Origin of the sequence: Coleofasciculus chthonoplastes PCC 7420, from assembly GCF_000155555.1 — a bacterium.
In the GTDB taxonomy this organism is placed as follows: domain Bacteria; phylum Cyanobacteriota; class Cyanobacteriia; order Cyanobacteriales; family Coleofasciculaceae; genus Coleofasciculus; species Coleofasciculus chthonoplastes_A.
This window is the reverse complement of sequence record NZ_DS989860.1, coordinates 141,969-163,468: the sequence shown is the minus strand read 5'-3', so window position 1 is coordinate 163,468 and position 21,500 is coordinate 141,969. Positions and strand designations below refer to the sequence as shown.

Below are 21,500 nucleotides of genomic sequence, written 5' to 3'. Positions count from 1 at the left end.
CACCATTTTAGCAGCGACGTCAAGCTACTCAAAACCTGACTCAATTGTCTCTAAGAATGACTAGCTGTGGGGTTAGCTACATACTTAAAGTCGGGGGCAGAATTCCACGGCTTATCACCTTGTTGAGGGTTGTCGTCTGACTCTGTTGATAAGTTATAGTACAGATCAACAGTGCTATCAGGTTCGATGTTACCAAACATGGGATCAGTGAGTTTACCCATAGAATCTAACGCATTCATAAACATCTTAGTGTGGGAAATTTCGCGGGTAAGTAAGTGTACTAGCGTCTCTTTTGTCCCCGGATCAGGTGCTAGTTTGATCAGGGATTCGTAGGTTTGACGAGCGCCAGCTTCTGCGCCTATATTTGCTCGTAAGTCGCGGACAATATCGCCACCTTCATTAATATAGGTAGCCGTCCAAGCAGAGCCTTGACTATCTAAGAAATGAGGACCCATTCCCCGTACTGCAAAGAGCGTACTTTTATACGCATCAGTCTGGTCAACATTTTTGGTGTGAGATTCAATTAGTTTGCCAATCATCTCTAAATGGCTAAATTCCTCAACCGCGATATCTTGTAGCATATTCCGAATGGAGGGATTTTCACAGTGAAAAGACTGCACCCAGTACTGTAGAGCAGCAGTGAGTTCACCTGTAGCGCCACCGAATTGTTCTAACAAGAGTTGGGCAAATTGAGGATGTGCTGTCTCGATATTAACGGGTTGAATGGTTTCCTTTTTGTGGAAAAACATGATTTTTTTTGAGTATAGCTATAGAGGCAAAACCTGCCCAGTTATCAATCAACTGAGCTTAAATACCACAGTAATCAATAAAATTGAATCCTACCTTAACCTAAAGATAGAAACTACTGTAGAGATTGTTTTGAATTGAATCAACAATACACCTAAAAAAATATGCCTTAAGCAATAGACATCCTCCATCTGACTCGAATTAATCGTCTGGCTTAGGTGGATACTTCAGTCAGAAAATAGGCTTTTATTCAGATGTCTGTAGTAACCTACCCATAATGGGTTCAGCGTGGCGGAAATAAAGTGAGTCCTTACGCCTTACCGGAATTTCTTCCTTTATCGCCTTGAATTGTTGTACTTTACTTTGTAGGGAGAAAGAACGACTCCCTAATACAGCATGGCAGAAATAACTGACCAGCTCACATCTCTCCCAGCTTATCCCTTGTCCGCCACTCCCCTGCTGAACTTATGAGCCTGCGCCAGAAAACTCTACTCCTGATTGGTCTCACCCTTGCGGGTTTAATTGGTGTCCTCTACGCCAGTCTATCGCTAATTTTAATCCGTAGTTTCGCGCAAATCGAGGAACAACATGCGTATCGTAATGTGCGGCGGGTACAGGAGGCGTTATTCGATGAATTAGATAGTTTAGCTGTTTTAGCGGCTGATTATGGTGAGTGGGATGATACTTATGCGTTTATTGAAGATACCAGTCAAAATTATATTCAAGAGAATCTATCAGATACAAATTTAACGAATATTAACCTCAACCTGGCTTTATTCTTTAACCGCCAAGATGAATTAGTTTTTGGTAAACATTTTAATTTAGCTCAGCAGCAAGAAATCCCCATTCCTACTCCCTTGATCCAACAACTGAATTCCAATAATGTTCTACTACAGCATCCGGATAACAGTAATAGTATTACAGGGTTAATTCTCTTACCCCAAGGACCGTTAATGATTGCCTCAAATCCCATTCTTACCAACGAGGAAACTGGTCCCATGCGGGGGTCTTTGATTATGGGTCGTTACCTGAATGACCAGCGCATTGAGGCGTTAGCGGAACTCACCCAACTCAATCTTAAGGTCTACCGACTCAATAATACCCAATTACCCACTAAATTGCAGACTGTGCAGTCTAGCCTATCTGAACAGGAGTCCCAACCCAATCAGGCTCCCATCTTAATCCAGATTATAAGTCGGGAGGCGATCGCAGGCTATACCCTCCTCCGCGATATCTATGGTCAACCTGCGTTACTGGTTCAAATCGACATCCCACGAGAAATCTATCAACAAGGTCGTGTTAGTCTACGTTATCTTATTTTATCTCTCTTAGGTTTAGGGATTCTTTTTAGTGTCGGTACTCTTTTCCTATTGGAAAAAATGGTACTGTCTCGCCTAGCAAAACTGAGTACAAACGTACATGAAGTTGGCACAAGTAATGACCTATCGCTACGAGTTAGCGCCAAGGGAAATGATGAATTAACCCACCTGGCACAAACAATAAACTCGATGCTAGACGCCTTAGAGTCTTCTACCAAAAACCTGGTTGCTGAACGAGAAAAGGCAGAAAATCTCCTCCTGAATATCTTACCGGAATCTATTGCCAAACGCCTGCAAAAAGACTCGGATACGATTGCCGATAGTTTTGAAGAAGTCACGGTTCTCTTTTCCGATATTGTGGACTTTACTCGCCTATCAGGAGAAATCTCGCCCACCGAACTGGTCAATCTCCTCAATGAGATTTTCTCGCGGTTTGACCGTTTAGTAGAACTCCATGGCTTAGAAAAAATTAAAACGATTGGCGATTCCTACATGGTTGTCGGTGGCTTACCCTTACCGCGTCAGGATCACGCTGAAGCCGTTGCCGAATTTGCCCTGGATATGCAACAGGAAATTGATGCGGTTAATGCCCAACAAGGACACGCTTTCATGATGCGTATTGGCATTCACAGTGGTCCAGTCGTCGCTGGGGTGATTGGGTTGAAAAAGTTTATTTATGATTTGTGGGGTGATACGGTTAATACAGCTAGTCGTATGGAATCCCATGGTCTTCCGGGTTATATTCAGGTTTCTGATGCCACGTATGAACATTTAAAGGATAAATATGTTTTTCAAGAACGGGGTTCAATTTCCGTCAAAGGCAAGGGAGAAATGACGACATACTTTCTCAAAGAGCGTAAGACAGAATGAATAGGGGAGTCGCATAATGGTGTTAAGCTGCACTAAGCTTAACACCTACCTTGTCTCTCTTATCTTGTAAACTGATGCTATTGCTGTTGGGTTTCACTGGCGTTCAACCCAACCTACGCTTTAACTGTTCTGTTCCCTGTTCCCTAATAAATCAATCAGCCATCAATAACCAAAATCCGGTATACGTCATTCCCGAATCATCCGGTTGCACCAACAAAAAATGCAATCCCTGACTCGTTTGCTTGCGCTGTTCATACAACCTCGCCGCCGCCGCTACTTCTTTATCTTCAAAGGTTGCCATTACCCAGCGTTCCACTAATCCGGCTTCTAAAATTAACCCATCTGGCGCACCGGGAATATAATTAAGCGCTACAGGTTGAACCTCTTGCAGCCAACGCGCTAATGGCATCGACTGACGCCCCCCATCAATCACGACTCCCGGAACAGCTACCGTTGAGGCTAAACCTAATTGGAGAGGTAAGAGTTCATTTGGCATCTGTAAAATTGGAATCGGGCGTTGGGCAAACCCCTCCTCAATATCCCCTGCGGGAATACTAGCAAATCGCCAGCGATCGCCCCAGAGATTTTCGGGTAAGGGTAAGGGTGGCGGTTTGTCTAAGCTAAGGGGGTTGTACGCTTCCCCAGTGTAATTCTCGTGCTGTGGATACTCTAACGTTCTTTCCTGTAATCGTTGCTTTAGGGCGGGCGTGCGTCGTGTGGCTTCTACCTTAATCCCCAATTGTTGTCCCACCTCCTGGAATAAATTGAACGACTGGGGACGAAAGACTTGAATCGCATCAGGTAACCCCGTCTTAGCCACCGAGACTTGCACCTGAGACACCAACCAATCACGGGTTACATCTGGCTGAGGACAGAATGATTGATATATAACATTGCCTGTGGTGTCACAAATTAATAATTCCCATAAGATTTGCCCAGTTTCATCTTGCAGAGGACGCCGATAAAAATCTGCTTGCCAAACATTCATTGATAAATATGATTTAATTTGATGTCTTTATGATAAAAGATGATGCCACAATCAGGGATGGAATTTGGAACCCATACCCTTGTCCTTTTACCTGTAATTCTGGTCTAAGAAAAAAGTCTGAGCTTATCTTCTGATAGCAAGGGCGGGGAGGGATAGCGGATAAACTGTTCGCGAAGCGTGTGCGGTAGCACGTAGGGGTTCGATGCCCCGAAGTTTATCATTTACGCTACGTATAAACTATTACTTTTTCTGATTAATTCGACTTTACTGGGGGCAAATTGCCCAATACGCTTCCAGGTATATAGCAATCCTAAATAGGATGCAACAAGCGAAATGCTCGAAACCCAGGTATAGCAAGGGTTTCATTTTTGAAAATTGCCACAACCTAAATAGGATTGCTATAGTCACAAACGGAAACAGTTTTAGGTAACTATCTTGTCAGAGGATGACCTAGGAACGGAATTTCTTCTATTACTCACGGTTTGATCAAGCGTCGCTTTTTAGCCGACTGATTGTAATGCTCCAGTCGTTTTCTCCGTTGCAGGTAGGGATTGATCAAAAGACTGACCAAGGCTAAACTGCTGCCAATCGTCGATACCAATAGCCAAAAATTGACAAAGCCGAAATTATAGCCAATCCCCAAACTCATACCCAACCCAGTCATTAATAGTGAACTCGTCATGGCAATTTTGGGGCTAAAGCCTCGCTCCCGATAATTTTTAATCACTGCTCCGGCTATAAATCCGGTGATTAAACCCGCTAAACCGACTAATGCAACTAAAAATGTTCCTAGAAACCCAGCAACAAATATAGCTAAAACCATCATTATACCAACGAGAGAGCATGCTGTTTTAGTAATCGGCACTCCCCTCACTCCCAGCACACTGAGTACAACACCGCCAACAAATGCGGCGATAAACCCAGTACCAATCCAATACCCTAATATCGGAATTTGGGCGATAAAAAAGGCGACAAATCCTGCCAAAAGCCAAGTTACTATCCCAGATAGCCCGAAAAGAAGTCCTAGGGATATCCAAGGCGGTTTGGGTAAGGCTAGAAAATTAGTATTAACCTTCAGTTCAAGACTATGGGTTTCGGGAACGGCATTGGTTTGTAATAGAATTCGGCGTTTGTAGGTTTGATTCGCCATCAACCTGTTTGTATCTACCCTAATTTTGCACTCGACCTGATTTCCCTGAAACCTAGCTGGTTCAAAGGTAATCCAAAGATGGCTATTTTGTTTCCGGAAACGCGGATCACTGGGATGGGGAGCGACTTGCCAAGTGCCTTCTAACACCGTTTCGGGAATCGAATTCTCAACGGTAACAATTTGCGTCAGTTTTTCCCCAATATGGGTTGTTCTGAATTCCAGTATCTCTTGGCTGAGTTTCACCTCTGGCGTGCGGATCAAATCGATGGGTTTGAGTGCTTCTAGCGCTGCTGCTGCATCGATATAGCGATCGCGTGCTTTCGGTTGCACCATTTTCTCCAACCAAGTCACAAACCGGAGGCTGAGTTGGGGGAGAAGATGTTGAAAATGAATTTGTCCCTCTTCGTTAATCAGGGTATCCATGGCTATGGATTTTGTCCCCGTCAGCAAACTGATTAGAGTTGCACCTAACCCATACAGATCCGTGGCTCCGGTCAGTTTGTGGTTATATAACTGTTCCGGTGCCATAAACCCAAATGTCCCCGCCGCAACGCTACTCATGGCTACGTTACTACCCCCCATCCGCGCTAACCCAAAGTCCACCAGATAAACATTGATTTGCTCATCGACCAAAAGATTTTCGGGTTTGATATCGCGATGGATAACGATGGGAAGCCGACGTTGCAGGTAAAGCAGGATTTCTAGGGTGGCGATCGCAATTTGCTTGATTTGCTCCGGTTCAAAACTCCGAGGGATAGCTAACGATTGTGCCTTTTTGTACTCCTGCACCATACAAAATCCGGCTTTGGTTTCAAAGGAATCCAGATATCGGGGAATACCGGGGTGATCCAATCCCTGCAAGAGTTGGATTTCTCGTTGATAGGCTTTGAAGCCTGACCAATCTGAACCCGCTTGGGCAAACAAAAATCGCTTAATCACAACGGGTTGCTGGGTTTTATTATCCTTTGCCAAGTAGGTGATGCGCCCACCTGCACGATTTCGCCCTAGTTCTCGAATTTTCTGATAGCGAGGGCGGGAAGTTGATGGTGTGGGTGAGGAGTTGTTCATGATTCCTGGGATGACGTGACGATAACTAGACGGTCACAGGAGTTAAGGTTATATCTGTCATTGTGGCTTTTTTTCAAATGCAAATAGCACTTGCTCTTTTAAATTTAGAACCTTTGAACCTTTGTACTACAATTAATCTTAATTAATATGATGTGGCAACCGCCTTCTGCCTTCTTATACTAGACTGTCCTATCGTTAATGACAGTGCTTCGAGTTATTTATGGCAAACCCTCGCCAACTTGCATTCCTCGCCCTACGAGATATCCACAGCCACGGTGCGTTTACAGATATTGCGTTGGATCGAGTGCTTCGTCATACTACTCTCAACCGTCCTGATCGCGCTCTGTTAACGGATTTAGTCTATGGTACAACCAGACACACTCGCACCCTGGATGCCTTAATTGATCAATTGGGGAAGAAAAAAGCCCACCAGCAGCCCCCAGACTTGCGCCTCATTCTGCATCTGGGCTTATACCAATTGCGCTATCTACAACGGATTCCCCCATCAGCCGCCGTTAATACCAGCGTGGAACTAGCTAAAGCGAATCAATTAAAAGGACTAGCTGGGGTGGTTAATGGGGTGCTGCGACAGTATGCCCGTCTAAACACAAATCCCCAATTAGATGATCCCTTGCAGTTACCCCCCCAACCCATCCAACGTCTGGGTATCCTCTATAGCTTTCCCGACTGGATCATCGAACTGTGGTTAAATCAATTAGGCATTGAGGAAACCGAAGCCCTTTGTCAATGGTTCAACCAACCGCCAACTATTGACCTGCGGATCAATCCCTTGAATGCTTCCATCGATACAGTAGAGACAGCAATGCAAGCCGCAGGTATTCAGGTTCAGCGCCTTCCCCACCTTCCCCAAGCTTTACGCTTTCAAGGAAGTACAGGTTCAATACAAACACTTCCTGGATTCAACGAGGGATGGTGGACAATTCAAGATAGTAGCGCTCAACTGGTGAGTCATTTACTTAATCCTCAACCCCATGATGTCATCATTGACGCCTGTGCTGCACCGGGCGGTAAAACCACGCATCTTGCCGAACTCATGCGCGATCGCGGTACAATCTGGGCATGTGATAAAGCCGCGTCTCGCCTAAAAAAAGTTAAAGCCAATACCCAACGACTGCAATTACAATCCATTCAAATCTGCCCAGGCGATAGCCGTGATTTTCCCCAATTTACCCAAAAAGCTGATACTGTTTTACTCGACGCCCCCTGTTCTGGTTTAGGTACACTGCACCGTCGCCCCGATATCCGGTGGCGTTGTACTCCAGCCAGAGTTCAGGAACTTTCTGTACTGCAAAGTGAACTATTAACGCAGACAGCCACCTGGGTTAAACCTGGAGGCGTCCTCGTTTACGCCACCTGCACTTTGCACCCCCAGGAAAATGAAGCCGTGATTCAAGCCTTTCTGGAACGTCATCTCCACTGGTGTATTGATGCACCCCCGCCGACACTTACCGCTTTTTCTACGCCTCAAGGCTGGCTGAAAGTCTTACCCCATCAGCATCAGATGGATGGCTTTTTCATGGTGAGATTGAAGCATCTGGGGGATTAGTCCTTTGTCATTAGTCATTTGTGATAATTGAACGGTCAGGTCGGGGCGGGTTTAGTTATATCAGGGTGAAAACGAAACGTTAGTGGTAAAACCCGCCCCTACAAAAAATGCTCCCTCTGCTTCCCCAGCTTCCTCTGCTTCCCCAGCTTCCTCTGCTCCCCCAGCTCCCCCAGCTCCCCCAGCTCCCCCATCTTCCCTTAACCAAGCCTGCTCATTGGTAAAGATTAGAACGTCTAAGCGCATTTCTGGGGACAGTTCTGATATAGATAGAGCAGAAGTTCTTTGTAGAAAAACGTCATGGTTACAGACTCTCATGTCAAACAGCTTGTAAAGATTCTGATTGGTGCGGCTTGGATCGATGGTCGAATTCAGCCAGAGGAACGGCAGTATCTGCACCAAGTCGCCCAGCAATCCAATGTGGCTGAAGACCCAGAAATTCGACCCTTGTTGAACGAACTCAAATCGGTATCCAGTGACCAGTGTTATAGATGGGTGCAAGAGTATTTGGGTGATCATCCCAGCCAAGAGGATTATCAGGGCTTGATTGAAGCGATTAGTGCTTTGATTTACAGCGATGGCGATGTGGACACTGAGGAAGCTAAACTGCTCACTCGCTTACAGCTTCTCGATCCCGCCCAGGCTTCTCCCAAGTCCACTCATAATAGTGTGCTTAAAGCCATTCAAAAACTCTACCACCGCTGGATTGACCAGCAATCTTAGTGATGTGGGATTGGGGTTGTTCATTTGAGTTCTCAGTTAATTTTTTCTCCCACAAGGGCAGGTTTAGTCCAGTTATCGATGTGTCACAAAATGTTATCCGGACAGGTTTAGTCAAATTTTACCGACAGGGCTAAAACGTTATGGGTAAAAACCGCCCCTAAAGATCGGCTTTCCCAGCTTATTCAGCTTTTATCCTTTACTCTAAAAGTCAGTAGAGGATTTTTTATTTTTTGGAAACTAATTGTCCGGACGGATCGTCATTCACACTGAAAATGTTCCCATAAAGCAGTGACGAGCAAAACATTTTCTTGCTAAACTTTATCTGATGAATGGGTAGGAAAATTTTAGGAACATCTGGAATTCTAAACGGTCTAGTAAATTAACAAACAGAACGATTCGTGTTGGAGAACGCCTTTAATGTCTAACTTTCATCCCTGGCAATCTGGAACCGCTGCATTTTTAGCCTTTGGATTAACGGCTGGTGCGATCGCTCCCTTCGTTACAGGTGCATCAGCCCTTGCCCAAACCACAAGTTTCTCAGATGTTTCTTCTACCTACTGGGCGGAAGACTTTATTACCGAATTAGCCCAACGGGATATTATTGCCGGGTTTCCGGATGGTACATTCCGACCGGATGCTCCCGTAACTCGCGCCCAGTTTGCGGCGATGATGCGTAAGGCAAATCAGGCTTTTAATAAAGCCGATCAACGCGGGTCAACGAACTTTGTTGATGTCCCTTCAAGATACTGGGCGTATTCTGCCATCCAAGATGCTTATAAAACAGGATTTTTAACGGGATATCCAGGGAATGTTTTTAGACCTGAACAAAATATTCCTCGTGAACAAGTCTTAGTTTCATTGGCAAATGGTTTGGATTATTCAGCAAGTTCAACCAGTGTTTTAAATTACTACAATGATGCCTCTCGCATTTCCAGTTGGGCGCGGACACCAATAGCCGCCGCCACAGAAGAACGCTTGGTGGTGAATTATCCTAACGTTAAATCGTTAAATCCCCAGCGGAATGCTAGTCGTGCTGAAGTTGCGGCGTTTATTTACCAAGCGTTAGTGAGTGAAGGGGAAGCACAAGTCGTCAGTTCTCAGTACATTGCTGATCCGACGCCTGTTGCTCAAAATTTCACGATTCCTGCGGGTACAACTATTCCAGTTAAATATATCCGAGAGAAAATTCTGATCGCTGAAGAAGACGAGCAATTACCCTTGACGTTAACGGTTGATGCGAATATCACCACCTCTGATGGTACAGTATTGATTCCGGCGGGTAGTGAGGTTGTCGGTGAGTTGCGTTCTACCAATGGTGGCGCTCAATTTGTCGCCGAGAAACTGGTGATGAATGGTCAGCAAATGACTATTGATGCGGCGTCTGAAGTAATCACCACAACTGAAACAGTCACTCAAGGTACCAGTGTCGGGAATTTAGTCAAGAATGCAGCACTCGGTACAGCGGCGGCGGCGGCGATTTCGGCGGTAACGGGAGATCGGGCGATCGCGACGGAAGAACTGTTGATTGGTACGGGGTCTGGTGTAGCATTGAGCTTAATCCAACGCTTCCTCGGTCGCAACAGTGTGGATCTGATTGTGATTGAACCGGATACTGATTTAGATCTGAAACTTGCTGAGAATTTAGTTATCAGCGCCAACTAGCGTCATTGTGTAGAGACGTAGCATGCTACGTCTCTACAATCCAAATTCATGATTCATGAATTGGCAACCAAACGACAAACGTTGTTCCCTGGGTTGACTTCCCCCCAGAACGGCGAATCGCTACATCTAACTGGAGTTGAGTCCACGGTGACTGCGCCGGACTAAAGACCTCGATTTGACCCTGCATTTGTTCAATCAGTGTTTTGGCGATCGCTAACCCTAAACCACTCCCCGGAATCCCTGTATTGGCTTGTATTCCCCGATAACGCCGCTCAAATAAATGCTCGATGTCTTGGGGCGGAATTCCAACTCCAGTGTCAGTAATCGCAATTCCCACCATTGTTCTCGTCTCATCTTTGGGTTGACCCACACCTGCTTCCACATCAATTTGCCCCCCAGCGGGCGTGTATTTTAAGGCATTGTCAATTAAATTATTTAAAACCTCTCGTAACGCCCTAGCGTTTGCCCGCACAGGGGGTAAGTCTTGGGGAATCGAGTAGCGTAATTCTAAATCCCGTTCCCCCGCGATCGCTTGGGCGGAAATGAGCAGGGGTTCTAATACTTCGGTGATGGTGAATGACTCGACAATCAGGGTTTTACCCGGAAGCAAAGGAATGGCTGGTGCGTCTGTCTCTGGTTCTGAGTTAACCGGAGAAACAATTTTCCCAGTCTCGTCTGATTCGGGAAGTGGACAAGTTGCGGCGCTAGCTGATGCGGGTAAGGTTAACGGTTCACTTGTTGGTGCATCCTGATCTAAGCACTCATCAAAATCTTGTAACAATTCCTTCAAGCGATCGCTCTCTCGCACAATACTAGCGGCAACGTTATGATTTTTATCATCGGGTTGCAGTCGATTGAGTAGCAGTTTGCCAAAAGTTCGCAATGCGGTTAAGGGATTGCGAAATTGATGCAGGATATCATCCAGCCGATCCCGTTGCTGTACCTGTAGACGGCGTTGCTGAGTCCATTCCTGCTCAAACCAAGCCCGACGCCGATCCATTAAGTAGGCAAGTGTCAATGTTCCAGCGATGCGTTCAATCGCTGTCTGTTCTTTTTCATTCCACGGTCGATCATCGCGACTTGTGACTAATAATCCCATAACTACTTCTTCGTGGATTAGAGGCAAAACCATTTGCCGTCCTTGAGATAAGGGAGAGTTGTCTTGAGAAAGTGAGGTGCAATCGGGGAGATGGTGATCCTCAGCAGGTTGAGGTAAAACGCGAGGTACAGCTTCAGCAAGGCGGGGAATCGTATCCACTGAACTCATGCGATCGGGCAATGTTAACTCCGTCTCCTCCTCTTCCCATATCGCTGCTTCTGGATAGACCACTACGGGAATCAGCTTAGGTTGCGCTGCCTCGTCGAGTTTATCCGTTGTTAAATATACCGCACTCAACGCCGCGCCTAGACTTTGAGTGAGGATTCCAACCTGTGATTGACACAAGGCGACAAATTCTGAACTAGCAGGAATGAACATGAGAATTGCGTGATCACCACCAGAGGGCTTTTACGACAGAACCCAATAGAGGTTCCTTTTCTATAATGTCGAACAATTGACACGACTGACTATTACCCAAAAGGTGTAGGATGACAGTCATTCGTCCTTTGTTCTTTATTATCTCCCCCATCTCCCCCATCTCCCTCATCTCCCTCATCTTCCCAGCCCCCCAGCCCCCTCCGGCGGCTTTTTGTGAACTTTTTTAACGAAAAATTAATTTTTTTAGTAGTTATTTTTAAAGGCTCATCGCTCAAAGCCTCTTTCAAACTTAGCATTGAGGCATTTTAGGTAGATCTATCAAACCATAAAAAGATATTGATATTTCAGATTCAAGCAGATATACTTACGACGGCTTTTGTAACTAACATTACAACTGTCGGCAAAAAGAGGAGGTAAAGAGGTTGGCAAGAAGACGTAAACGCAAGAGTCGCCGCCGCCAAGAGGGGCGCAAGATCCTAGAACATGTGCCTCAGTATAATCTAGAAAGCGGTGAAGATAAACCGGTTACAGCAGCACGTAAATATATTCAATCAGCCGGGATTATTCCGCCCGCTTTGCTACTCGTTAAGCGAAATGAGCATACGACAGACCGTTATTTCTGGGCAGAAAAAGGTTTATTTGGCGCTCAATATGTTGAGGAAAATCATTTTCTGTTTCCCAGTCTGAGGGTGCTGGATGCTCCTGTCGAAAAGGCGGTAGTTGCGGTTCAAAGCCGCTGACTACAGCCAAATCTTACGAATTGACCAGTGCTTTGACACTTGTCAAGAGGCAATTCATTTCATTCCTGCTAGGGGGGTGAGATGAATTGCCTAATTTTTTATGAAGGCAGAAGGCACAAGGGAAGGAGAAAGGTTGCAAAGTAGAAGAAAATGATAACTGTTGAGTATGCTTGTCGAGTCATTTTCCTCTGATTCATGAGTTCAGTGCAACCGTCTTGTCCATTTATAGTCGGTGCAGCGATCGCGGATTCCCGATTTTTTGTGGGACGCCACGAGGAGTTGCAACAGATGACTACTCAGATGACAGGTACCCTACCCGGTAGCTTAAATGTGGTCGGGCGCAGACGCATTGGCAAATCCTGGCTGCTTTATCACTTCTGTCAAACGTATCAGGAATACGTTTCTCAACCGGATCGGTTTATTAGCATTTATCTTTCGCTTCAGAATTCCGACTGTCATGGGGACGAGGGATTTTATCATAAGGTTGGGCGACTGTTGTGGAATCATCCCCAAGTGCAGCATCAACATGGGTTAATGGAGGCGCTGAGAGTTCCCCAGTTCAACCGCTTGGCATTTAGTAGCGCCATGGGACATTGGAAACGACAAGGCGTGTTAGCGGTACTCTGTTTGGATGACTTTGAAGTATTAATCCGCCATTATCGGGAATTTGATGATGGATTCTTTGATAACCTGCGATCGCTTGTTGATAGTGGTGCGTTAATGGTAGTGGTAGCGTCTCCCCGGAAATTGGAATTTTATCAGCATCGATATCGTCTCACCTCGCCGTTTTTTAATTTGAGTCAGGTGTTGGCGTTGGGGGAATTGCGTGAGGAGGAGGCGTGGGAATTAGTGCGTTTATCCGATAGTCAGGGTAAAGAGGGACAAGCGGCGTTGAGTCCCCCGGATCAGAAATTAGCAAAGCAGTTAGGGGGTACGCATCCCTTTTTATTGCAGTTAGCCGGGAGTTTACTATGGGAAGCGCGTCAGCAGGGACGAGATATAAACTGGGTTAAGGGGAGGTTTGAAGTAGAAGCAAGGCGTACTCCTGGGTATAGTTTTGAATTGCACCAATTACCGCTTCCGTTGCAGGTATTGGTTCGGTTTCCCTTAAATTTAGGGCGGATGGTGAGAGGGATTCGGGGGACGGTGGACGAAATTGGTAATTTGATGGTGGGGACGGTTATTTTAATTGGGGTTATTTTAGGTGTTGTTGTGTTATTGAGGTAAGACAGGGCGGGTTTTGTTTTTTTGTTATCGGTGAATAGCTGACTTGAGTCCCTAAACCCGCCCCTACAGAGTCCCTAAACCCTTCCCCTACATGGGCTAAACCTGCCCTTACTAACGAATGTATAAAGACGTTTCGCTGGAATGTCTCTACATAACCGCTAACTTTTACCAATGCCAAAGCTAACTTTTACCAATGCCAAATTTGATCGTAATTACCAAATAACCCTGGCAAATCCTGACCCGCCACTTGAGTCACACCGTTAATCATTTTCCCTTCAGGAATCCCACGAGATTTGACATCATCTGCCACAATATAAACCGTAATTCCTTTCTCTATGGCCCCCTGCAAATCTTGATCCAGTTTAGGCGGCTGGGTTTGTGGCTTATTCCCAAACACCAATCCAGAGGCATCCTGTCCACTTACGGCATAATTCACCGCATTCCCTCTCAGCAAAATATCTAAATCCGCACCAGCACCTTTCATCGCTTGAGAAATCCACACTGATGGATCATCTTGTTCTTCAATCGTACAGCGATAAGCAGATTCAATGATTTGTAGCGCTTTCATCTTAATATCTCCAATCCTTCCTATTTCGTCGCAATAATTAACGTTCCATCCGACTCACTCGCCCATTTCCATAAATCACTAGGTTTACCACGACGACAACCATCAATCGCTTCATTTACCCCTCGCTCATCTACACAAAGCCCACAATTAATCCAATCTAATTGACACCCTTTAGCTTTGGCTTTTGCCTGTAATGCAGCAATCCAATCTTTCGTTAAGGGATGATCTTCTTCCTCCACACTTCTCCCATGAACCGCATTGGCGTGGGGTTTTTGATGAGCAAAGGATAAAGAAACTGCCCCTTCGTAAGCAAAAACATTCACATTATACCCACGCTCAATTGCCTCATGAATCATCCGAAACGCCGTGGTTGTCCTTGCTTGTTCAAAAGGACCATCCATAATCGAAAAGGTTAAGGTTTTGGTACTCATTTTTTTACTTATCTTCCGTTACAGCCAAATCGTTTTTTGTCCTTCTGCCATGGCATCAACCACAGCCGCAATGCTAGCCACTTGCACACCATTGCCCAGTTCTGTCTCTGAGATACCGCGTTCTCTCAGGGAAAAATCATCTGCCAATACGTTGACAGCCTTGAGATTTGCTAAACCATTCGCTGCCGCTGCACGAGCGGCTAATACGCCATTTTCCACCAGAAACAAGGTAGTTTCATTTCCGGCATTAGCTAAATCTGATGCCAACTGATAATTTTGAGTCACTTGGGTTGAATCAAAGGAACTCCTTGATTCAATTAAAAAATACTTTGCCATTCTGTTTGGCTCTCCAACCGATTAGTCAAATCAAGCACTAATAATGCCAGGACTCCCAACTATAATACAGGTTTAATGTATTGGCAAGATTATTTTTAATTCACGGTTTTACGCATTTGTCAATATTTTAATTTTAAAAAATGTTTATTTTTGAATCGGTTATGTTCAATTATGTTTATTTTTGTGTAGAAGTGGTTATTCGTCATTAAACAGGGAACAGGGAACAGGGAACAGGATAAGGTAGCGTTATCGGTAAAACATCCCCTGCACCTGTGCACCTCAGCACCCCTGCACAATTAGATTAGATGGCGAAGACAGCGCCTACTACGAACCGCGCACGTTCTCTGGAAGGAAAAACGGCAAACCGTCCTGATGACAGCGTTTTGAGCCAGAAAAACAACCACAGAAATCAAAATGACGGGAACATAATCCCTGTCCCCAGGGTTCTAAGGTGTTCAGTGTTCAGGGATAATTCCTGGCAATTGATGGAGTGGTGTAGAGACGTAGTATGCTACGTCCGTGCATTCTCACCTACAGAGCAGACTTATCGTGCCGCAATGAGCCGCATCATGTTATCTTGCTCAATTAGCGATCGCGCTTTGCTCATGCTCCCAAAACGATGCCCAGATTGTAAAGACTTGCAAACGATGAAACCAATGAATCCTTGGCAGAAGCAATCCCTAGCCATGCTCACCGTCGGTGTGATGGCGATGGGTAATGTCATGACTCCCAGCATCGCCAGGGCGACAACGGCGGCTAATTTAACCAAAAGCGCCGATTCAATTGAAATTTTTGTGCCGCCTCCAGAACGTCAAACAAGTGGCGTTTGTCCCGATTTGTTGGGACTGTATATCGACTCAATCATTAATCGTCCCAATTTAGCGGGGGGCAAATGGGGGATTGTCGTGGAATCGGTATCGAATCCGGCGATTTCCTACAGCCACAACGCCAATCAATTTCTCATCCCAGCTTCTAATAACAAACTCTTTACCACCGCCGCCGCTTTACAACGACTGGATTCGCGAGCCTTAATTCAATCAAAGTCGTTAGATGAATGGGTGACAGTCACCAACCAAAGAAGCAGTAACAGCTATGCGGATAGCCTACTGCGTTACATTGGTGGACCCTCTGCTGTGAAGCAGACGTTAGCACCTTTAGGTGTTGATCCCAATAGTTTTCGACAGGTTGATGGTTCAGGTTTATCCCGGCAGAATGTAGCCACGCCGCAAGCATTAATCGCGACATTAAAAGCGATGATGTATGCCAAGGGGAATGATTTATTTTATCGTTCCTTACCCGTTGCAGGCGTGAATGGAACCCTGAGAAATCGCTTACGGTTACCTGAAACTCAAGGCAGAATTCGGGCAAAAACGGGGACATTACGGGGAGTGAGAAGTCTGTCTGGGTATTTAGAACATCCCTATTATGGGACGATTTTGTTTAGCATTATGGTGAATCAACCGTCTCAATCAGGACAGGTATTAGTGGGGGCGATTGATGAAATTACTTTGCGTTTGGCTCAGTTAACGCCTTGTCAGTAATCTTTGCTGTCAGTAGCCGGACGAAAATTAAGGTTAACGGTTGAGATTGAGATTAGGAAACAGAGAACGCAGAGGTTAACGCTTCAGTGGCACAGAGGTTTTAGCCCGGTGTGATATTTTGTGCCAGCAGCTTGTAGGGGCGCAAGGCTTGCCATCAGTGTCAACTTAAGGTGAGAACTAATACAGGGGGAGCGTTTCACCCTCATCCCCTAACCCCTTCTCCCATCAAGGGAGAAGGGGAATCAGCACGATTAATGATAAAAGATGTAGCGGGCTATGTCGGGAATATAATACCTTTCTTGCTCCCCTCTCCCAAGCGTGGGAGAGGGGTTGGGGGTGAGGGCTGGTATAGTGAAAAAAGTTAGTTAGGCTAGAAACAGCACAATCTTTCATCCATTAATTTTATGGCAAGGGAACCGGGAATTAAAGTCGAACCGCCTGTTTCAGTCTGGAAAAAAGAGATAAAAGCCAATCCCAAGGGTTTATTCGCATCACTGGGTAAAGCCGCCATTAACGGCGCGTTTCTGAAATGGGATGACTTGGCGGAGAGTGGCGTTGAGGTTCTCGAAAATCTGGGATTAGAAGCAAAACCAGGAGAAATTGCCGGATTGCTGATTGTGCGTTCCCTGATACAAGCGATGCAAGACTTGTTACACGAAAATAGGGAACTTCTAATCCAGAAACCCGATAATCTTACAGAATTGTACAACAGTCTCAATGCATCGTTAACCAGTAACGAGTTAATCCTTGACCCCGACTTTTTCCAGCATCCCCAAAACTTGCCGATTGTGCAAGAAGCGAAGACGGGGTTTGCTCAGTGGTTAGAGGCGTATGTGGAGAAAAAAGTTGAAGCGGAAATGATCAGTAGTCGCCTCCCCGCTTACTTTGTTTTTGCCTTAAATGACCAATGGGTTGAGCATTCCCAAGATTATATTGCCTTAAAAGAAGTTCTGGATACACCCTTTACCCAAGCCACGAGACGAGAACAGGGATGGCTACGGTATCGCGCACGGCTGCAAAAGCGGGTAGATGAACCGATATTTTGGGAAGCATTTAGCCTCAAACAAGTTTATGTACCATTACGCACCTATTATGAGCGAGAGGTGGCGGGACAATCAGAGCGAAAATTAGAACGAGGAATTAGTGAGAATAAAAACTATGAGCGAGTTATCGTAGATCTCAATAGTGAATTGGAAACTTGGTTACAGAATGCTGAAGCAGATGATGCGATTCGCTTAATCAGTGGACAACCCGGAAGTGGTAAGTCTTCCTTTGCCAAAATCTTTGCCGCACAACAGGCGGAAAAGGGAGAAATTCCAGTTCTGTTTATTCCCCTCCACTTATTTAAATTATCAGATGACTTGGTAAAAGCGGTAGGGGAGTTTGTCCAGCAGGTTGAAAAGTTTTTATCTCACAATCCCTTGGACAGAGAAAATGGGGAATCGCGATTATTGATTATCTTTGATGGCTTAGATGAGCTATCAATGCAGGGTAAAATTGCCGAACAAGCGGCTAAAGAGTTTGTCGAAGAAGTCCGCCGCGAAGTTGACCGATTTAATTATCAGCATCTTCGCTTACAGGTTATGATTACGGGGCGGGAAGTCGTGGTACAGGCGAACCGCAGCAAGTTTCGCCAACCGCGTCAATTGCTGTATATTCTGCCCTATTTTGTGACAAAAAAAGAAAGAGATCGCCAAAAATATATTGATGATAAAAATTGGCTTAAGGAAGATCAACGCCAGCTTTGGTGGCAATCTTATGGTCAGGCAAAAGGTAAGCAGTATGATGGTTTACCACCAGAATTAGATAAAGATAATTTGGTTGAAATTACAGCACAGCCCTTATTAAATTATTTAGTAGCATTAAGCTTTGAACGGGATAAGCTGCGATTCTCGAAAGATACGAATCTGAATGAAATCTATGCTGATTTGCTAGATGCTGTTTATGAGCGAGGGTATGAAGGCACGAATAGACAACATCGTGCGATTGAAGAGATAACAAAAGAAGAATTCATCGGTATTTTAGAGGAAATTGCCTTGGCTTGTTGGCATGGAGATGGTAGGACAACCAGTGTCAAAGAAATTGAGGATCATTGCGATAACAGTGGGCTAAGACAGATTTTAGATCGCTTTCAAGCCACCTTACAAGAAGATTCAAGAGCCAGTATCACTCGTTTGCTGACTGCTTTTTACTTTCGCGAAAGTGGAGAGATCCGGAATAGCGAGAAAACCTTTGAGTTTACCCACAAAAGCTTTGGGGAATATCTGACAGCAAAACGTATTGTTGAAGGAGTTCGGCTTATCCATGAAGATTTAGAAGAACGTAAGCGTAATTTTCGCAAAGGTTGTGATGAACGAGATGCTTTAGTCAGGTGGGCGACTCTCTGCGGTTTATCAGCAATGGATGAATACCTGTTTCAATTCATCTGTGATGAAATGCGTTTAAAGGATTTATCAGAAGTTCGCGATTGGCAAAATACATTATGTCGTTTGATTGAATTTATGTTGCGTCATGGAATGCCAATGGAGGGTTTAAATCCTAGACCGAATTTTCAGGAAGAAATGCGACAGGCGCGAAATGCAGAGGAAGCGTTATTAGCTGTATTAAATGCTTGTGCGAGGGTGACGAGGGAAATTTCAGATATTCATTGGCATTCTTCTGAAGCTTTTGGCATCTGGATTTCCCGACTGCAGGGACAACGATTAAATCCACTATTTTGCTTAAATTGCTTAAGTTTTTTAGACTTGCGATGCTGTTTTATTGGATGCCAAAATTTATTTAAAGCAAATCTTTATGGAGCAAATCTTCATGGAGCAAATCTTCATGGAGCAAATCTTCATGGAGCAAATCTTCAAGAGGCAAATCTTCAAGGGGCAAATCTTCAAGGGGCAAATCTTCAAGAGGCAAAGCTTCAAGGGGCGAAGCTTCAAGGGGCGAAGCTTCAAGGGGCAATTCTTTATGGAGCAAATCTTCAAGGGGTAAATCTTCAAGGGGTAAATCTTCAAGGGGTAAATCTTCAATGGACAAATCTGCACGGGATGCATCTTGAAGGAGCAAATCTTCAAGGGGCAGATCTGGAAGAAGTGAATTTGCAATGGGCGAAGCTTCAAGGCGCAAATCTTGAAAGGGCGTATCTTTCTAGAGCAAATCTTTCTAGAGCAAATCTTGAAGGAGCGAATTTGAAAGACGCAAATCTTCAATGGGCAAATCTTGAACAAGCCAATCTTCAAGAAGCGAATTTGGAAGAGGCATATCTTCAAGGAGCGAATCTTGAACAAGCCAATCTTCAAGGAACAATTCTTGAGGGTAAGGACATAAAAAGCTTCACTTTAAATAACAATGAAGACAGCGATAAATCTTAGCCCTGAACGATTCCCAAATCTGATACTGTAACCACTCCGCTTAACTAATACATTTGCTCAATAAAACCTTGGCAAAGGGCGGGTTTACTAACATCCGGGTAAAAAAAGACGATAACAGTAAAACCCGCCCCTACATTAATATCAGAAACTTCCCTCACCGCCAACCCCTCTGCGAACCTCTGCGCTTCCCTCTGCGAACCTCTGCGTTAAAAAATCCCACCTTCCCACCCCTCAACCCTCAACCCTAAATCACCCCTGATCACCACAACCCCACCTTAGCCAAAACAACCCTAGAAACAAAGCGCGATCGCAAGCAAATTGTATAATCAATCTAAACAGCACTAACCAAGCTTCCTACTTGACTATAATGTTGTGTAAGGGTACTCTCTGACATAATTAAAACCATGGGAAGAGCAGGTAAAGCCCTCAAACAGACACTATCAATCTTTGGTATCAGCCAAAATCAGTTAGCGGCGGCGATGGGAGTCGGACACGCCAACGTTAGCCGTTGGGTTAATGAAGTCAGAGATCCCGGCGGTGAAACCATCCTAGAAATTCGCACAGCACTAGGACAAATTAATCCCGATGCGGCGGAAGAATTCATCCGGCTATATCTGACGATGCCGAAAAACGAGTGAAGGGTTATAACTCCACTTGGGGGTGACGCATTTGGATAGGAAAATCGGCGCGATCGCGAGAACTTATAACCCCAATATTTTCCCCATAACTTATGTTTTTAAACTTGACGGGCGGGTTTGATCGGAAATTGTATAATCAATCTAAATAGCACTAACTGAGCTTGAATGGGGAGCATGTCATCCTTGTAGGTTGGGTAGAGCGTAAGCGTTACCCAACGTCCTAACCTGTTGGCGTTGGGTTTCGTTCCTCAACCCAACCTACAATAAAATTTTGTGTTCTGACATACTCCCGCTTGAATAGCACTGAAATTAAGCGAAATATCGCCAATTTGGACGCCAGCCAATAAACTTATCATCTTCAAGTTAAAGTAAGGATTGAACTTACTGGATAAATCTGTGAACCCGTTTTAACGGGTTTAAGCTTTAAGCCAGAACTTTAGTTCTAGGCTTATATCTCCCACTCTCAATTATGAAACTATTTCCCCTTTCCCGAAATCACCGCCTAATTAGCGCCACCCTAATTAGCCTTTGCCTAATCCTATTTAGCTGGCTCAACTCCCCCCTCCATTCCACACCAACCAACCCCCAAACCGAACTCTTTAACCAAGTCTGGCAAACCGTCAACGATAACTTTTACGATCCCAACTTTAACGGCGTCAACTGGCAAACTATCAAAGACGACTATGAACCCAAAATCCGCAAAACCCAATCCAGGGAAGCCGCCGCAACCCTGATCAATCAAATGCTGTCTGAACTCAACACCTCTCACACCCACCTCTACATCTCCAACCAACCCGCCTATTACCAAGTCTTAGGAATCTTTGCACCCAGAAACCCCGACTTACGCCAACAACTCAAACCTTTCTTTCCCAATGGCAAAATAGAATATACTGGCATCGGTATCGTCACCAAAACGATCGATAACCAAACCTTTATCAGCGCCATTCTCGAAGGAAGTCCAGCCGCTGAAGCCGGATTAAAAGTAGGCGATCGCATTCTGAATGTGGATAATCGCCCCTTCCAACCCATTGAATCCTTTGCCGATCAAGCAGGTAATCCTGTCAAAATGGTAATTGAGCGATCGCCAAA

18 protein-coding genes are annotated in these 21,500 nt (G+C 45.1%); 10 read left to right on the top strand and 8 right to left on the bottom strand.

Features of this window, described 5'->3' with window-relative positions; genetic code table 11:
* Positions 1-50: 50 nt before the first annotated feature.
* The gene (locus MC7420_RS24825) at positions 51-749 is read right to left on the bottom strand and encodes a manganese catalase family protein (RefSeq protein ID WP_006103887.1); all 699 of its coding nucleotides are present in this window, start codon (positions 747-749) and stop codon (positions 51-53) included.
* Positions 750-1,214: 465 nt separating this feature from the next.
* Here MC7420_RS24825 and MC7420_RS24820 point away from each other — a divergent pair, with 465 nt between their 5' ends.
* Positions 1,215-2,936, top strand: coding sequence for an adenylate/guanylate cyclase domain-containing protein (locus MC7420_RS24820; protein WP_006103851.1), 1,722 nt, complete (start codon positions 1,215-1,217; stop codon positions 2,934-2,936).
* A gap of 151 nt (positions 2,937-3,087) precedes the next feature.
* Here the strand turns inward: MC7420_RS24820 and MC7420_RS24815 are convergent, their stop codons facing one another.
* Together MC7420_RS24815 and MC7420_RS36290 are read right to left on the bottom strand one after the other, a co-directional pair.
* A complete protein-coding gene (locus MC7420_RS24815) occupies positions 3,088-3,924 on the bottom strand; it encodes a Tab2/Atab2 family RNA-binding protein (protein WP_006103757.1) in 837 nt (278 codons plus the stop codon).
* A gap of 475 nt (positions 3,925-4,399) precedes the next feature.
* Positions 4,400-6,142 carry a protein kinase domain-containing protein gene (locus MC7420_RS36290; RefSeq protein WP_006103742.1) on the bottom strand — a complete coding sequence of 581 codons (1,743 nt, stop codon included), beginning with the start codon at positions 6,140-6,142 and terminating at the stop codon, positions 4,400-4,402.
* Positions 6,143-6,362: 220 nt separating this feature from the next.
* On the opposite strand from MC7420_RS36290, the gene MC7420_RS24805 reads away from it, so the two are divergent.
* On the top strand, positions 6,363-7,709 hold the full coding sequence (locus tag MC7420_RS24805; protein ID WP_006103811.1) for a 16S rRNA (cytosine(967)-C(5))-methyltransferase: 1,347 nt from the start codon (positions 6,363-6,365) through the stop codon (positions 7,707-7,709).
* A gap of 60 nt (positions 7,710-7,769) precedes the next feature.
* Here MC7420_RS24805 and MC7420_RS24800 read toward each other — a convergent pair whose 3' ends face one another.
* A complete protein-coding gene (locus tag MC7420_RS24800) occupies positions 7,770-7,952 on the bottom strand; it encodes a hypothetical protein (RefSeq protein WP_006103783.1) in 183 nt (60 codons plus the stop codon).
* Positions 7,953-8,006: 54 nt separating this feature from the next.
* Between MC7420_RS24800 and MC7420_RS24795 the strand changes: the two genes are divergently transcribed.
* Together MC7420_RS24795 and MC7420_RS24790 are read left to right on the top strand one after the other, a co-directional pair.
* Positions 8,007-8,429, top strand: a complete 423-nt coding sequence (locus tag MC7420_RS24795) for a tellurite resistance TerB family protein (RefSeq protein WP_006103856.1) — start codon at positions 8,007-8,009, stop codon at positions 8,427-8,429.
* Between the two features lie 417 nt (positions 8,430-8,846).
* Positions 8,847-10,091 (top strand): S-layer homology domain-containing protein, encoded by a 1,245-nt coding sequence (locus MC7420_RS24790; RefSeq protein WP_006103881.1) that lies wholly within the window; start codon positions 8,847-8,849, stop codon positions 10,089-10,091.
* A 46-nt stretch (positions 10,092-10,137) separates the two neighbouring features.
* Here MC7420_RS24790 and MC7420_RS24785 read toward each other — a convergent pair whose 3' ends face one another.
* Positions 10,138-11,568 carry a GAF domain-containing sensor histidine kinase gene (locus tag MC7420_RS24785; RefSeq protein ID WP_006103772.1) on the bottom strand — a complete coding sequence of 477 codons (1,431 nt, stop codon included), beginning with the start codon at positions 11,566-11,568 and terminating at the stop codon, positions 10,138-10,140.
* Positions 11,569-11,990: 422 nt separating this feature from the next.
* Here MC7420_RS24785 and MC7420_RS24780 point away from each other — a divergent pair, with 422 nt between their 5' ends.
* The gene (locus MC7420_RS24780; RefSeq protein ID WP_044209540.1) at positions 11,991-12,308 is read left to right on the top strand and encodes a DUF3155 domain-containing protein; all 318 of its coding nucleotides are present in this window, start codon (positions 11,991-11,993) and stop codon (positions 12,306-12,308) included.
* A 195-nt stretch (positions 12,309-12,503) separates the two neighbouring features.
* A complete protein-coding gene (locus MC7420_RS24775) occupies positions 12,504-13,535 on the top strand; it encodes a hypothetical protein (protein ID WP_044209537.1) in 1,032 nt (343 codons plus the stop codon).
* Positions 13,536-13,722: 187 nt separating this feature from the next.
* On the opposite strand, the gene MC7420_RS24770 is transcribed toward MC7420_RS24775, so the two are convergent.
* The 3 genes from MC7420_RS24770 to MC7420_RS24760 are packed head-to-tail and all read right to left on the bottom strand — an operon-like array spanning position 13,723 to position 14,870.
* Entirely contained in the window at positions 13,723-14,103 is a 381-nt protein-coding gene (locus MC7420_RS24770; protein WP_006103800.1) for a DsrE family protein, read from the bottom strand.
* A 20-nt stretch (positions 14,104-14,123) separates the two neighbouring features.
* Positions 14,124-14,534 (bottom strand): DsrE family protein, encoded by a 411-nt coding sequence (locus MC7420_RS24765; protein WP_006103787.1) that lies wholly within the window; start codon positions 14,532-14,534, stop codon positions 14,124-14,126.
* Positions 14,535-14,552: 18 nt separating this feature from the next.
* Positions 14,553-14,870 carry a DsrE family protein gene (locus MC7420_RS24760; protein WP_006103843.1) on the bottom strand — a complete coding sequence of 106 codons (318 nt, stop codon included), beginning with the start codon at positions 14,868-14,870 and terminating at the stop codon, positions 14,553-14,555.
* A 647-nt stretch (positions 14,871-15,517) separates the two neighbouring features.
* Here MC7420_RS24760 and MC7420_RS24755 point away from each other — a divergent pair.
* The 4 genes from MC7420_RS24755 to MC7420_RS24740 all read left to right on the top strand — a co-directional run.
* Complete coding sequence (locus MC7420_RS24755; protein ID WP_157453314.1) at positions 15,518-16,411, top strand: D-alanyl-D-alanine carboxypeptidase; 894 nt, start codon at positions 15,518-15,520, stop codon at positions 16,409-16,411.
* A gap of 404 nt (positions 16,412-16,815) precedes the next feature.
* Positions 16,816-19,773: a pentapeptide repeat-containing protein gene (locus MC7420_RS24750; protein WP_044209534.1), complete on the top strand. Its 2,958-nt coding sequence runs from the start codon at positions 16,816-16,818 to the stop codon at positions 19,771-19,773.
* 404 nt (positions 19,774-20,177) lie between these two features.
* A complete protein-coding gene (locus tag MC7420_RS24745; protein ID WP_006103752.1) occupies positions 20,178-20,411 on the top strand; it encodes a helix-turn-helix domain-containing protein in 234 nt (77 codons plus the stop codon).
* Positions 20,412-20,880: 469 nt separating this feature from the next.
* Positions 20,881-21,500, top strand: a 620-nt coding sequence (locus MC7420_RS24740) for a PDZ domain-containing protein (protein ID WP_044209531.1), incomplete at its 3' end; no start/stop codon positions are given.